15 protein-coding genes are annotated in these 12,469 nt (G+C 66.1%); 4 read left to right on the top strand and 11 right to left on the bottom strand.

The genetic code is table 11. The features are described 5' to 3' along the window. Nucleotides 1-7: 7 nt before the first annotated feature. The 6 genes from GWK50_RS15530 to GWK50_RS15555 all read right to left on the bottom strand — a co-directional run bounded on the left by GWK50_RS15530 (nt 8) and on the right by GWK50_RS15555 (nt 5,889). A complete protein-coding gene (locus GWK50_RS15530) occupies nt 8-889 on the bottom strand; it encodes a cytochrome c oxidase subunit 3 (protein WP_162017266.1) in 882 nt (293 codons plus the stop codon). A gap of 36 nt (nt 890-925) precedes the next feature. Next, on the bottom strand, nt 926-1,147 hold the full coding sequence (locus GWK50_RS15535) for a DUF2970 domain-containing protein (protein WP_162017267.1): 222 nt from the start codon (nt 1,145-1,147) through the stop codon (nt 926-928). After that, on the bottom strand, nt 1,144-1,761 hold the full coding sequence (locus GWK50_RS15540; RefSeq protein WP_162017268.1) for a cytochrome c oxidase assembly protein: 618 nt from the start codon (nt 1,759-1,761) through the stop codon (nt 1,144-1,146). The genes GWK50_RS15535 and GWK50_RS15540 overlap by 4 nt, the downstream gene beginning before the upstream one ends. Before the next feature lie 134 nt (nt 1,762-1,895). Continuing rightward, nucleotides 1,896-3,533 (bottom strand): cytochrome c oxidase subunit I, encoded by a 1,638-nt coding sequence (gene ctaD / locus GWK50_RS15545; protein WP_162017269.1) that lies wholly within the window; start codon nt 3,531-3,533, stop codon nt 1,896-1,898. 32 nt (nt 3,534-3,565) lie between these two features. Next, nucleotides 3,566-4,735: a cytochrome c oxidase subunit II gene (gene coxB, locus GWK50_RS15550; RefSeq protein ID WP_162017270.1), complete on the bottom strand. Its 1,170-nt coding sequence runs from the start codon at nt 4,733-4,735 to the stop codon at nt 3,566-3,568. Nucleotides 4,736-4,989: 254 nt separating this feature from the next. Continuing rightward, a complete protein-coding gene (locus GWK50_RS15555) occupies nt 4,990-5,889 on the bottom strand; it encodes a biotin synthase (RefSeq protein WP_162017271.1) in 900 nt (299 codons plus the stop codon). Between the two features lie 62 nt (nt 5,890-5,951). Between GWK50_RS15555 and GWK50_RS15560 the strand changes: the two genes are divergently transcribed. Together GWK50_RS15560 and GWK50_RS15565 are read left to right on the top strand one after the other, a co-directional pair. Beyond that, nucleotides 5,952-6,692: a phosphoribosyltransferase family protein gene (locus GWK50_RS15560; RefSeq protein WP_162017272.1), complete on the top strand. Its 741-nt coding sequence runs from the start codon at nt 5,952-5,954 to the stop codon at nt 6,690-6,692. Between the two features lie 26 nt (nt 6,693-6,718). After that, nucleotides 6,719-7,198, top strand: coding sequence for a tRNA (cytidine(34)-2'-O)-methyltransferase (locus tag GWK50_RS15565; protein ID WP_162017273.1), 480 nt, complete (start codon nt 6,719-6,721; stop codon nt 7,196-7,198). A 1-nt stretch (nt 7,199) separates the two neighbouring features. Here GWK50_RS15565 and GWK50_RS15570 read toward each other — a convergent pair whose 3' ends face one another. The 4 genes from GWK50_RS15570 to GWK50_RS15585 all read right to left on the bottom strand — a co-directional run bounded on the left by GWK50_RS15570 (nt 7,200) and on the right by GWK50_RS15585 (nt 10,167). After that, nucleotides 7,200-8,147, bottom strand: coding sequence for a LysR substrate-binding domain-containing protein (locus GWK50_RS15570; protein ID WP_162017274.1), 948 nt, complete (start codon nt 8,145-8,147; stop codon nt 7,200-7,202). A gap of 152 nt (nt 8,148-8,299) precedes the next feature. Continuing rightward, a complete protein-coding gene (locus GWK50_RS15575) occupies nt 8,300-8,764 on the bottom strand; it encodes a MaoC family dehydratase (protein WP_162017275.1) in 465 nt (154 codons plus the stop codon). A 57-nt stretch (nt 8,765-8,821) separates the two neighbouring features. Next, complete coding sequence (locus GWK50_RS15580; protein ID WP_162017276.1) at nt 8,822-9,439, bottom strand: ParA family protein; 618 nt, start codon at nt 9,437-9,439, stop codon at nt 8,822-8,824. 89 nt (nt 9,440-9,528) lie between these two features. Next, nucleotides 9,529-10,167, bottom strand: coding sequence for a LysE family transporter (locus tag GWK50_RS15585; RefSeq protein WP_162017277.1), 639 nt, complete (start codon nt 10,165-10,167; stop codon nt 9,529-9,531). 105 nt (nt 10,168-10,272) lie between these two features. Here GWK50_RS15585 and GWK50_RS15590 point away from each other — a divergent pair, with 105 nt between their 5' ends. Then, complete coding sequence (locus GWK50_RS15590) at nt 10,273-10,908, top strand: trimeric intracellular cation channel family protein (protein ID WP_162017278.1); 636 nt, start codon at nt 10,273-10,275, stop codon at nt 10,906-10,908. A 79-nt stretch (nt 10,909-10,987) separates the two neighbouring features. Further along, entirely contained in the window at nt 10,988-11,422 is a 435-nt protein-coding gene (locus GWK50_RS15595; RefSeq protein ID WP_162017279.1) for a DUF1841 family protein, read from the top strand. Between the two features lie 10 nt (nt 11,423-11,432). Here GWK50_RS15595 and GWK50_RS15600 read toward each other — a convergent pair whose 3' ends face one another. After that, nucleotides 11,433-12,326, bottom strand: a complete 894-nt coding sequence (locus GWK50_RS15600; RefSeq protein WP_162017280.1) for a universal stress protein — start codon at nt 12,324-12,326, stop codon at nt 11,433-11,435. Between the last annotated feature and the right edge of the window lie 143 nt (nt 12,327-12,469).

Consider the following 12,469-nt stretch of genomic DNA (forward strand, 5'->3'; position numbering starts at 1 on the left):
CTCCGACTTACATCCAGTACACCAGCACGTACAAGCCCAGCCAGACCACATCGACAAAGTGCCAATACCAGGCGGCACCCTCGAAGCCAAAATGCCGCTCTGCGCTGAAATGCCCCTGATGCAGGCGCAGCGTGATGAACAGCAGCATCAACATGCCCAGGAAAACGTGGAAGCCGTGGAAGCCCGTGAGCATGAAGAACGTAGAGCCGAAGATGCCCGAGTTGAGCTTGAGGTTCAGGTCGGTGTAGAGGTGGTAGTACTCGTAGCCTTGCACACACAGGAAGGTAAAGCCCAGCAGCACCGTGATCCACACGAAGGCGATGGTCTTGCCGCGCTGATTCTCACGCAGCGCATGGTGCGCAATGGTCAGCGTGACACCGGAACTCAGCAGCAAGGCGGTGTTGATGGTCGGCAGCCAGAACGGCCCCACGGTCTTGAACGGCTCCACGATACCCGCTGGCGACGCCGTGGCGCCCGCCACCACGCTGGGCCACACGGCCTTGAAGTCGGGCCACAGGATGCCGTTTTCCAGGCTGCCCAGCGCAGGCACCGAGTGCGCGCGGGCCCACCACAGCGCGGTGAAGAACGCGCCGAAGAACATCACTTCCGAGAAGATGAACCAGCTCATGCCCCAGCGGTAGGAGAGGTCGATCTTGCGCCCGTACAGGCCTCCCTCGCTCTCGCGGGCGGCATCGCGGAACCATTGGAACAGCACGACCAGCCACCACAGCAGGCCAAAACCCAGGGCATAGGCGCCCCAGTCGATGCCATTGATCCACTGGCTTGCTCCCAGGATCACGAAGAACAGCCCCGCCGCAGCCATGACGGGGTGGCTGGACTGCGCGGGCACGTAGTAGTACGGGGTGCTGCTGGGGGTGGTTGCACTCATCTCGATTGCTCCTGGATCTATATGTTCTTTTGGGACTCACACAATGAAGTGGACCAGGGCCATCAGCAGCGCCACCAGTCCAAAAATGGCCACCAGGCCCACCACAATCACATGCAGGGGATGTATCCGCTGCAAGTCCTCACGGTACTCGCTGCCCTTGCGCAGGCCAATCAGCGACCAGGCCACCGCACGGATGCTGCGCAGCGCCGAACTGCGGCCCGGTGCCTGGGGCGGGCGGGGCTCGGTGACCTGCTTCATGTGCCCGCCTTGGGGTTCACCTGGGCTGCCGCCACAGGGGTGACGGGTGCGGGAGGCGTACGCCCACCCACCTCGAAAAAGGTATAGGACAGCGTGATGGTGGTGACATCACGCGAAATGCGCGGGTCGATCACAAAGGCCACTGGCCATTGCTTCTTCTCGCCAGGCTCCAAGGTGTACTGGTCAAAGCAGAAGCATTCCAGCTTGTTGAAATGCGCTGCCGCCTGGCTGGGGGCGTAGCTGGGAATGGCCTGCGCTGCCATACGCCGGTTCTGCACATTCTGGAACTCGTACATCACCGTGGTCAGCTCGCCAGGGTGCACCTGCAGCGAGCGCTGCGCGGGCCAGAACTTCCAGGGACCACGGGCATTGGCATCGAACTCCACCGTGATGGTGCGGCTGCGATCCACCTGGGTGTTCCTGGGCGCCGGCACATCACGCCCTGCCGCGCCATTGCCCGGTACCTGGCGCTCGGACAAGGCCAGGATATTGATACCCGTCAGCTCACAAATGCGCTCGTAAATAGGGACCAAGGCATAGCCAAACGCAAACATGCCCACGGCAATGACGGCAAGCTTGCCGAGCATCTGGGTGTTGGCGCTGCGCGCTGTCATGACGGTCGCCTCAGGCGTTCAGCCACAAAATCTTGCCGACGAAACCTGCAAGAAAGGTGGCGGCAAGCGCCACCAGCCCCCACGCAGTGCGGGCATTGGCCTTGCGTTGTGCAGCAGTAGGCATGGCAGTCTCCTCAGCCAATGATGCGCGTGGCCGTTGCGTCCAGCTTCGGCGGGGTCTCGAAGGTGTGCAGAGGTGCAGGCGAAGGCAGCTCCCACTCCAGGCCCTCGGCACCATCCCAGGGCTTGGCGGGAGCCTTGGACCCCTGCCCGCGCATGCAGGGCCAGACCACGGCGACAAAGAAGTACACCTGCGCCAGACCAAAACCCAGCGCGCCGATGGACGCAACGGCATTGAAGTCGGCAAACTGCATGGGGTAGTCCGCATAGCGGCGTGGCATGCCCGCCAGCCCCAGGAAGTGCATGGGGAAGAAGGTGATGTTGAAGAACACCAGTGAGGTCCAGAAGTGGATCTTGCCGCGCAGTTCGGAATACATCACTCCGGTCCACTTGGGCAGCCAGAAATACACGCCCGCAAACAGCGCAAACAGCGAGCCGGCCACAAGCACGTAGTGGAAGTGCGCCACCACGTAATAGGTGTCCTGCAACTGGATGTCGATGGGCGCCATGGCCAGAATCAGGCCCGTGAAGCCACCAATGGTGAACACGAAGATGAAGCCTACCGAAAACAGCATGGGCGTCTCGAAGGTCATGGAACCACGCCACATGGTGGCCACCCAGTTGAAGATCTTCACCGCCGTGGGCACCGAGATCAGCATGGTGGCGTACATGAAGAACAACTGGCCCGTCACCGGCATGCCCGTGGTGAACATGTGGTGCGCCCACACGATGAACGACAGGATGGCGATGGACGAGGTGGCGTACACCATGGAGGCATAGCCGAACAGCTTCTTGCGGCTGAAGGCAGGCACGATCTGGCTGATGATGCCGAAAGCCGGCAGGATCATGATGTACACCTCGGGGTGCCCGAAGAACCAGAAGATGTGCTGGTACATCACCGGGTCACCGCCCCCCGCGGGGTTGAAGAAGCTGGTGCCGAAGTGGCGGTCGGTCAGCGTCATGGTGATGGCGCCGGCCAGCACAGGCATCACGGCGATCAGCAGGTAGGCGGTGATCAGCCAGGTCCAGCAGAACATCGGCATCTTCATCAGCGTCATGCCGGGCGCGCGCATGTTCAGGATGGTCACGATGATGTTGATCGAGCCCATGATGGACGAGGCACCGAGGATGTGCATGGCAAAGATGCCGGCGTCCATCGAGGGGCCCATCTGCAACGTCAGCGGCGCATACAGCGTCCAACCGGCGGCGGGCGCGCCGCCGGGCATGAAGAACGAGCCCACCAGCAGCAGCGCAGCCGGGATCATCAGCCAGAAGCTGAAGTTGTTCATGCGCGCGAAGGCCATGTCGGACGCGCCGATCTGCAGCGGCACCATCCAGTTTGCGAAGCCCACGAAGGCCGGCATGATGGCGCCAAACACCATGATCAGGCCGTGCATGGTGGTGAGCTGGTTGAACAGCTCGGGGTTCACGAGCTGCAGGCCGGGCTGGAACAGCTCGGCACGGATCAGCAACGCCAGCACCCCGCCCACCATCAGCATGGTGAAGGAGAACAGCAGGTACAGCGTGCCGATGTCCTTGTGGTTGGTGGCATAAACCCAGCGGCGCCAGCCTGTGGGTCCGTGGTGATGGTGATCGTGCGCGCCGTGCGCGGCGCCTGCAGCGTGTGCGGAATGGTCAAGAACTGCGCTCATGGGTGGGATTCCTCAGTGCACTCAGGCACGGTTCACTTGCCGCGCTGGGCCACGACGTCGGCCGGCTGCACGAGCTGGCCGGTCTTGTTGGACCAGGCATTCTTGGTATAGCTGATCACGGCCGCCAGGTCGGTATCGCTGAGCTGCTTCCAGGAAGGCATGGCCCCATTGGCCGCTCCCTGCAGCAAGACCTGGATCTGGCGCGCAGCATCCTGGTCCTTGACGATGGCCGAACCATCCAGCGCCTTGATCGCACCCGCACCCTGACCGCTGGCCTGGTGGCAGGCGGCGCAGTTGGCGGCGTACACCTTTTCACCGCGCGCCACGATGTCGTCGAGCACCCACACGCGCTTGGGGTCGTCGAGCAGCGCTGCTGCCTTCTTCTTTTGCTCTGCCACCCAGGCGGAGTAGTCCTGAGCGGACACCACCTTGACATGGATGGGCATGTACGCGTGCTCCTTGCCGCACAGCTCGGCGCATTGGCCGTAGTAGTCGCCCACCTTCTCGGCGCGGAACCAGGTGTCGCGCACAAAGCCCGGGATCGCGTCCTGCTTCACACCGAAGGCCGGAACCATCCAGGCGTGGATCACGTCATTGGCCGTGGTGATGATGCGGATCTTCTGGCCCACGGGCACCACCATGGGGTTGTCCACCTTCAGCAGGTAGTCGGCAGGCGCCTGGGACACGTCGCCGCTGTTGGACATGGCGCGGTGGCTGCTGTCCAGCGTGGACAGGAAGGCAATGCCCTCGCCTTCGCCCTTGAGGTAGTCGTAACCCCACTTCCACTGGTAGCCCGTGGTCTTGATGGTGATATCGGCATTGGTGGTGTCCTTCTGGGCCACCAGCACCTTGGTGGCGGGCAGTGCCATCAGGATCACGATGATGAAGGGGATCACCGTCCAGATCACCTCGACGGTGACCGACTCATGGAAATGGGCTGCCTTTGCCCCCTGGGACTTGCGATGCTTCCAGATCGAATAGAACATCACCGAGAACACGGCCACGAAGATCACCGTGCAGATGATGAGCATCATCCAGTGGAGCCAGTGCTGCTCTTGCGCAATGCGCGTGGCGGGTGGGTGCAGGTTGAGCTGGTTGACCGCCGGGCCGCCGGGCAGATCCTGCGCGGCATGCGCTGCCGTGGTGGCCCAGGCGCCGACCCAGCACAGGGCGCTGGCCAGCATGTGGGGAATGCGCATCATGGTTTTCACTTTGTTGTGCCTCATCGTTCGAGTCGTCTCCCTCACCGTCGCCCAGGGGCTGGCGCCTTGCACTGCAGGGCCACGCACCCAGCGCACCAACGCACCGCCCACAGGCAGTCGAAACGCGGCCCGAGGGCTGCGAAACCATTGTAGCGGTATTGAGATAAATCAGACGTTCACGTAATTACTGCCTTTGTGGGCAGTGTTTTTGCGCTACGTCATTGACGAGATAACCGGCACTTGGCCGATGATGCTCAGCGGCGTTGATTGCCGCGCAGCATGGCGCGCATGTCCTGCAAGGACACGGCACTTTCCCCCGCCACGGGCACCCGGGGCGTGGGTTTGTAGGCATGGCCATAGACGATTTCAAAGGTCAGCGCCAGTTGACCTCCATGCTCCGGCGCCGCCAGCCGCTCGGTCAAGGCCTGCTCCAGGCCCGCCTTCCAGCGCCGCCCACGCAGCCCCGCAAAGCGCGCCGGATGCAGGTTGCGGCCCAACTCGCGCAGTTCTTGCAGCAGGCGCGGCGCGCTGGGAAAAGTCAGGGTGATGCGCTCCATGTCCATCACCGGCTCGGCAAAGCCCGCCTCGATCAGCATGTCACCCCAATCGTGCATGTCGGTGAAGGCGTGGCCAGGCAGGGGCCAGTCCATGGCCGCGTAGAGCGCGCGCAGCTCACGCAGGGTGTCCGGACCCAGGCACGAAAACATCAGGTAGCCGTCCACGCTCAGGGCCTTTTGCCACTGCGCAATCAGCGCCTGTGGGTCGGCTGCCATGTGCAGCGCCATGTTGGCCCAGAGCATCTGCACCGATCCGGGCGCAGGCGCCTCAAAGCGCACACCCGCACCTATCCACCGGGAAGCCGACCACCATGCAGGCGCCAGCGCATTGGCAGCCACGGGCTGCAGGTGCGGCGCGGTCTCGACAACGTGGCACAGCGCCTGCGGGTAGCGCGCGCGCACCAGGGCGTGTGCCTGCAAGCCACCGCGCACCGGATCCCAATGACACCAGGCCTGGGGAGGAATGCGAATCCACTGCAGGCGCTGCTCCATGCGGCGTGCCACCTCCTCATGCAGCCAGGGCGACAACGCAGGCGCAGTGGCCTGCCAATGGGCGGCGGCAACAGGGTCGATGGTGGGCGGGCGCTCGAAGGGCATGGCAGCTACAAAGGCAAATGGCGCAACCGTTTGTTGCGCCCTGCCCTATATTGGACACGATCATGCATACCCCTTCGCCCTCCATGCTGCGCACCACCCTGCGCCGCCTGGGTGCATGGCTGCCGAGCCAGTGCGCCATCTGCCATGCCTGGCCCGCACGCCGCGTGTGCGATGCCTGTGCCGCACGCTTTGCCCAGCCGCAGGCGCGCTGCACCGGCTGCGCCCTGCCCCTGCCCGCCAGCGGCCATGCCCCCGAAGGCATGCGCTGTGGCACCTGCCTGCGCACACCCCTGGGGCTGGACCGCTGCGTGGCGGCCGTGGACTACGCCTACCCCTGGGCGGGCATCGTGGGGCAATACAAGTTTCAGGCAGACCCCGCATGGGCGCCCACCCTGGCCCGGCTGCTGCACAGCACGCCCTGGGCCGAACCACTGATGGATGCCGCCGATTGGGTCCTCCCCATTCCGTTGTCTGCCCACCGCCTGCGCAATCGCGGCTTCAACCAGGCACTGCTGCTGGCCCGCATCCTGGCGCCCGCCAAGACAGACGCCACACTGCTGCTGCGCCTGCATGACACACAGGCCCAAAGCAACCTGGGCCGCGCGCAGCGCCTGCGCAATCTGCAGGGCGCACTGGCGGTGGACCCGTTGCGCGCCGCCGCGCTGCAGGGGCGCAGCGTGCTGCTGGTGGACGACGTGATGACCACCGGCGCCACGCTGCAGGCCGCTGCGCTGGCCTTGCGCCAGGCAGGTGCCAGCACGGTGTCAGCCCTGGTGTTTGCACGCACGCCGCCACCCGAATGACGCACGACAGCGCAGACAATACGCCCATGTTCCACATCGTCCTGGTCGAACCCGAGATCCCGCCCAACACGGGCAACGCCATCCGCCTGGCGGCGAACACCGGCTGCACGCTGCACCTGGTCGAGCCGCTGGGCTTTTCGATGGAAGACCGCCTGATGCGCCGCGCCGGGCTGGATTACCATGAATACGCCCGCGTGCTGCGCCACCGCGACTGGGCGAGCTTGCTGGCCACGCACCACCCCGACCCGCAGCGCATGTTTGCCTTGACCACCAAAGGCCAACGCCTGGTGCACGAAACGCACTTTGAGCCCGGCGACTGGTTTGTGTTTGGTGCCGAATCGCGTGGCCTGGACCCTGCGCTGCGCGAGACCTTTGCCCCCGCGCAGCAACTGCGCCTGCCCATGCTGACGGGCCAGCGCAGCCTGAACCTGTCCAACGCCGTGGCCGTCACGGTGTTCGAGGCCTGGCGCCAGAACGGCTTTGCCGCGCCTCCCGGAAACCCCTGAGTTAGTTCACCAGGCCCGCCGCTGCGCGCTGCAGCGCCACCGCCTCGGGCACCTGCTCGGTCACAAAATCGAGGAAGGCCTTGGTGCGCGCAGGCACCATGCGCCGCGTGGGCAGGGCGGCATACACGGTGTAGCGCGAATACATCCAATCGGGCAGCACATGCACCAGCGCGCCGCTGGCCAGGTAGGGCTCGATCAGCAGGCGCGCCATCACGGCCACACCCACACCGTCGAGCGCGGCGCGCAGCAAAAGCTCCGTGCTGACCGATTGCAGCGCCACATGCGGCATATCCACCTCCTGCGCCGCAAACTGACCCTGCAGATGCTGCAGGCGCAGCTTGCGTCCGGCAGGGTTGTGCATGGCCATGGCACTGTCGCGCAGGTACTGGTGGTGGCCCAGGTCTGCGGGCGTTTGGGGCACGCCCATGCGCTGCAGGTAGGTCGGGGACGCCACCACGACGGCCTCGCCCTGGAACAGGTTGCGCGCCACGATGTTGCCATCGTAGTCCTCGGGCACCACCATGAAGGTCACGTCAAACTCGTCCACGCGGGCGGCCACGTAGTTGTCGGTGGCAATGTCCAGCAGCAGGCGCGGATAGCGCGCGCGCCAGGGCGCCACCAGCGGCGCCAGAAAGTAGGTGGCCAGCACCGGCGGCGCCAGCACATGCAGGCTGCCGCGCAGTTCGCGGGTGCTGGCAGCGGCGTGGGCCTCGGCGTCTTCGATGTCGAACAAAATGGCGCGCACACGCTCCAGGTAGGCCTGGCCCGCATCGGTCAGCGCCACCTTGCGCGTGGTGCGCTGCAAAAGCCGCGTTCCCAGGTGGCGCTCCAGATCCGCCACCATGCGCGTGACCACCGGGGGCGACATGTCCAGCGCCCGCGCCGCTGCGGCAAACCCCCCCTCGTCCACGACGCGGGCAAACACCCTCATGGCCTGCAGGCGATCCATCGCTCAGCCCCTTCGCCCAGCACTGGGCGCGGCCAAGGCCAGCGGCCGCCGCGCAAGGGCCGCCCCGCCGCGCTGGTGGCGTCCCCCTGCCCGCAACGCGCAGCGATGCGAGAGCGGGGGGAAGCGGCGCAGCCGCTCAGGGGGTTGGCACCTTATACAGGCGCGCCGTAGCTGCGCGACAGCGACTCGGCCACGCAGGCGGGCTTGTCGGCCCCCTCGCGCTCCACGGTCACCAGCCAGGTCATCTGCAGCCCATCGGGCGCCAGCGCCTCGGTGGCCTGCAGCGTCAGCCGGGCGCGCACACGGCTGCCCACGGGCACCGGCGCGGTGAAACGGACACGGTTGAGGCCGTAGTTGACGCCCATGCGCGCACCCTCGATCTGGATGCCCAGATCGAAGAAACGCGGAATCAGCGACAGCGTAAGAAAGCCATGCGCAATGGGCGCTCCAAAGGGCCCGGCCTTGGCGCGCTCGGGATCCACATGGATCCACTGGTGGTCGCCCGTGGCCTGCGCAAACTGGTTGACCTGTTCCTGCGTGATGGTGATCCAGTCGGTCACGGCCACTTCCTGGCCCACGCAGGCACTCACTTCGGTGTAGGAACGAAAGGTTTTCATGGGCGCAATGTAGCGCCGCCGCCCCACGGGCCTTGTCTGGCGTGCGACAGCAGGGCATCAGGCGTCCAGCCATGCGGTGATCGGATCCCATTGCTCCAGGTCGCGCGCCACGCGGCCAGGGGTGACGTCGAACACCGTGAGCCCGTGCGCCGCCAGGTGCACGTAGTTCTGCGTGTCGCGCAGCGTGCCCAGCACGGGCAGGCCCAGCCCATCCACGAAATGGTGGAGCTGCTCGGCCGAACGCGTGCGCTCATCCACCCGCATGCCCACGATGCCCACCTGCGCATGACCGGCGCGGCGATGGGTGGCCAGCTGGTCCAGGAAGTCGCGCGTGGCGTAGATGTCGAAGATGCTGGCCTGCAGCGGCACGATGATCTTGTCGGCCAGCTTGAGGGCATCGCTCAGCCGCCAGCCATGCAGGCCTGCGGGCGTGTCCAGCACGGCGTGGATGCCCTTGGGCGGCTTGGCGATGGCATCGCCATCACCCGTATCCCACAGCGCAATGGGGCGCGCCTGGGGCGGACGCAGGCCCAGCCAGAGGCGCGCGGATTGCTGACGATCCACATCGCCCAGCGCCACCGCATGGCCCTTGCGTGCCCAGTACCCCGCCACATGTGTCGCCAGCGTGGACTTGCCCACGCCACCCTTGGGATTGGCTATGACCACCACCGGCATGATCCGATCTCCTTGCGAACAAACAACAAAAAGTGCCATTAGCGCTTATGGATAAAGCGCAAGCAGCTATTGTTTTTATAGCAACAGCATCACGCGTGCTGCCCTCCCCGCTTGACGAAGAACAGCCCGGCGCCCACCGCCATGAGCAACCCGCCAAACACGCGGTTCTGCACGCGCATGGCACGGGCACTGCGCGTCAGCCGGCGCAATGCGCTGGCACCGGCGGCATAGCCATGCATCACGGTCACATCGACCACCACCGTGGTGGCGGCCATCACCAGCAACTGGGTCCAGAGCGGGCGCGCGTCGGTCATGAACTGCGGCAGCACGGCCACCATGAACAAAATGCCCTTGGGGTTGGTGGCATTGGTCAGAAAACCGGTCAGGCAGCGCTTCTTCCAGGTGCCCGCAGGCCCACCCTCCTGCTCCTGCAGGGGTGACGCCTCACCTGCACGCCACTGGTTGAACCCGAGGTACAGCAGATAGCACGCCCCGAGCACCTTGACCAGGTTGAACGCCCACTCGGACGCCAGCAACAGCGAGCCTACGCCCGCCCCGGCAATGACCAGCACCAGCAACAACCCCAACTGCAGGCCCAGGATGGTGGCACCCGCCTTGCGCACCCCGTAGTTGAGCCCGTGGCTCATGGACAGCACGGCCCCCGAGCCGGGCGAGATCGCAATCAGGCAAGAAGCCACGAAAAAAGCCAACCAAGTCTGCACATCCATGGGAACCGTCCGCCACAAGCTCAAATTGAGCGGGGCATCTTAGCAAGCCCCGGCGCAGCCCACAGGCCGTGCGCGACAATGACACCCTCGCTCACGCCCTGTTCCATGCCCCCCTCCGACTGGCTCCACACCCTGCGCCTGCTGCTGGAAATCGCGGCCACGGCGGCCTTTGCGCTCTCGGGCATCATCGCCGCGGCACGCAAGCGGTTGGACGTCGTGGGCGTGTGCGTGGTGTCCTTTGTGGCCGCCTTTGGCGGCGGCACCCTGCGCGACCTGCTGCTGGACCAGCGCCCCTTTTTCTGGGTGCGGCACACCGAGTTTGTGTGGGGTGTGCTCGCCCTGTCCCTGGCGGCCATGCTGTTCATGCGCCACCGCCACTTCGAGCCCACCGAGCGCGCCATGCTGCTGCCCGACGCCATCGGTCTGGGCCTGTTTGCGGCCGTGGGGGTGGATGTGGCCACGGCCGTGGGCATGCCCGCCATCATTGGCGTGATGATGGGCGTGATCACGGGCGTGTTTGGCGGCGTGCTGCGCGACGTGCTGTGCAACGAAGTGCCCCAGGCCTTCAGCGACCACCGCCCCTACGCACTGTGCGCCTTCGCGGGCGGCTGGGCCGACGTGGCGCTGCGCCAAATCCACACCAGTGAATGGATGCCGCTGGTGGCCTGCGTGGCCATCACGGCGGGGCTGCGCGGCCTGGCCGTGTGGCGCAACTGGCAACTGCCCGCCTGGCGGGTCTGAAAGCCGGTTTGCCCCTCCATGCCCAGGCCCATGCACGGGGCGCACCCCGCATGGCCCGCTGCACCGCTACACTGCCGCCATGTTCCAGCCCAGCCAAGCCGACGTCCGCCGCTTCTTCTGCGCAGCCCATGCCAAGGCGCGTGCGGGCGCGCCCATGGAAGCCATAGAGACCCTGGCCAGCCTGTGGATTGCCGAGCACCCCGAGTACCACGCCGAACTCGCGGATGCGGACGCCGCCGTGGCGCGCAACTATGACGAGACGCCGGACCGCACCAATCCCTTCTTGCACCTGTCGATGCACCTGTCCATCAGCGAGCAGTGCAGCATCGACCAGCCGCGCGGCATCCGCCAGGCCGTGGAGTTGCTGTCCAAGCGCCTGGATTCCCTGCACGACGCGCACCACGCCACCATGGAATGCCTGGGCCAGATGCTGTGGGACAGCCAACGCTCGGGCCGCCCGCCCGATGGCGATGCCTATGTCGCCGCTGTCCAACGCCGGGCAACACGCGACTGAGCGCACCACGTCATGCCGTCAGCCGCCCCGCCGGACGGGCGGGCTGCGCGCCACCGGGCACCACGCCCAGGTAGGCATGGGGCACGACCAGCAGGTCGCTCTCCAGGCCGCCCGCCAGCAGACGGCGCGGCACGCTGCCGCGCAGCAGTTCCATCAGCCATGAGCGGTGCTCCTGGCCCAGCACCACCAGATCGGCGTCGGCGCTTTCCTGCTGTACCGTGAGTTGACGCGCCAGGTCGCCCCGGCCGATCAGCGTGCCGACACGGTTGCGCCGAGCATCGAACACATTGGACAGCCGGTACAGCCGCTCCTGCGCGTACTGCAGCACCTCGCGCCGGTAGGCCTGCACGGCAGCCGTTGAAGCCTCGGCGCTGCGCAGCCGGGCTTCATCGTGGGTGTCGATGGCATGGAACAGTTCCAGGGCCGCGCCGGTCTCGAAATCGCCCGCGTAGCGCACCAGTGGGCGCGATGCCGCAGAGAAATCCACCGCCACCAGGACCCGTGCATAAGGCCCCTGCGGCGGACGACATGCCACCAGCACCGGGCAGGGACAGCGGCGCAACAACGGGTACAGCAGCGTGCGCCAGGGCGGCACGGGCCAGGGACGGTGCATGCGTCCGTGCGCCACCAGCAGATCGGCTCGCTCGGCCTCGGCCAGGCAATCGTCCAGCGGCCGACCCGTGCCGATCACCGCAGTCACTGGCACACCATGGCGCCGCGCCAGTTGGCGCGCGCGCTGTTCCAACCGAGCCGCCGGATCGGCCAGTTGCAGCGGCGGCGTTTCGCAGACATACAGGACGCGCAGCCGCGCGCCATGGGTGGCGGCGAGCGTCGCCGCCCGGTCCAGGCCGTGCTCGGCCGGGGTGGAAAAATCGGTCAGGGCCAGAATGTTCTGGATGCGCATGGGAACTCCTCTCGGGCAGATGGGCGGGACGCCTCAGCGTCATCGTCTGCGTCATCCACCTCTCGCGCGGAAGAAAGGCATCTGTGGCAACGGGCCAGGGCGGCGCGCGCATGCCACTGCACCGGACGAGGATGTGCCCGGCG

It is taken from the genome of Acidovorax sp. 210-6, assembly GCF_010020825.1.
GTDB lineage: Bacteria > Pseudomonadota > Gammaproteobacteria > Burkholderiales > Burkholderiaceae_C > Simplicispira > Simplicispira sedimenti.

Excerpts from the sequence above, each read along its gene's own strand:
- GWK50_RS15535 (WP_162017267.1), bottom strand. The coding sequence starts at position 1,147 with ATGAAGCAGGTCACCGAGCCCCGCCCGCCCCAGGCACCGGGCCGCAGT.
- GWK50_RS15580 (WP_162017276.1), bottom strand. The coding sequence starts at position 9,439 with ATGCCGGTGGTGGTCATAGCCAATCCCAAGGGTGGCGTGGGCAAGTCC.
- GWK50_RS15540 (WP_162017268.1), bottom strand. The coding sequence starts at position 1,761 with ATGACAGCGCGCAGCGCCAACACCCAGATGCTCGGCAAGCTTGCCGTC.
- GWK50_RS15575 (WP_162017275.1), bottom strand. The coding sequence starts at position 8,764 with ATGAAAACCTTTCGTTCCTACACCGAAGTGAGTGCCTGCGTGGGCCAG.
- ctaD (WP_162017269.1), bottom strand. The coding sequence starts at position 3,533 with ATGAGCGCAGTTCTTGACCATTCCGCACACGCTGCAGGCGCCGCGCAC.
- GWK50_RS15595 (WP_162017279.1), top strand. The coding sequence starts at position 10,988 with ATGTTCCAGCCCAGCCAAGCCGACGTCCGCCGCTTCTTCTGCGCAGCC.
- GWK50_RS15585 (WP_162017277.1), bottom strand. The coding sequence starts at position 10,167 with ATGGATGTGCAGACTTGGTTGGCTTTTTTCGTGGCTTCTTGCCTGATT.
- GWK50_RS15565 (WP_162017273.1), top strand. The coding sequence starts at position 6,719 with ATGTTCCACATCGTCCTGGTCGAACCCGAGATCCCGCCCAACACGGGC.
- coxB (WP_162017270.1), bottom strand. The coding sequence starts at position 4,735 with ATGATGCGCATTCCCCACATGCTGGCCAGCGCCCTGTGCTGGGTCGGC.
- GWK50_RS15555 (WP_162017271.1), bottom strand. The coding sequence starts at position 5,889 with ATGCCCTTCGAGCGCCCGCCCACCATCGACCCTGTTGCCGCCGCCCAT.
- GWK50_RS15590 (WP_162017278.1), top strand. The coding sequence starts at position 10,273 with ATGCCCCCCTCCGACTGGCTCCACACCCTGCGCCTGCTGCTGGAAATC.
- GWK50_RS15570 (WP_162017274.1), bottom strand. The coding sequence starts at position 8,147 with ATGGATCGCCTGCAGGCCATGAGGGTGTTTGCCCGCGTCGTGGACGAG.
- GWK50_RS15560 (WP_162017272.1), top strand. The coding sequence starts at position 5,952 with ATGCATACCCCTTCGCCCTCCATGCTGCGCACCACCCTGCGCCGCCTG.
- GWK50_RS15600 (WP_162017280.1), bottom strand. The coding sequence starts at position 12,326 with ATGCGCATCCAGAACATTCTGGCCCTGACCGATTTTTCCACCCCGGCC.
- GWK50_RS15530 (WP_162017266.1), bottom strand. The coding sequence starts at position 889 with ATGAGTGCAACCACCCCCAGCAGCACCCCGTACTACTACGTGCCCGCG.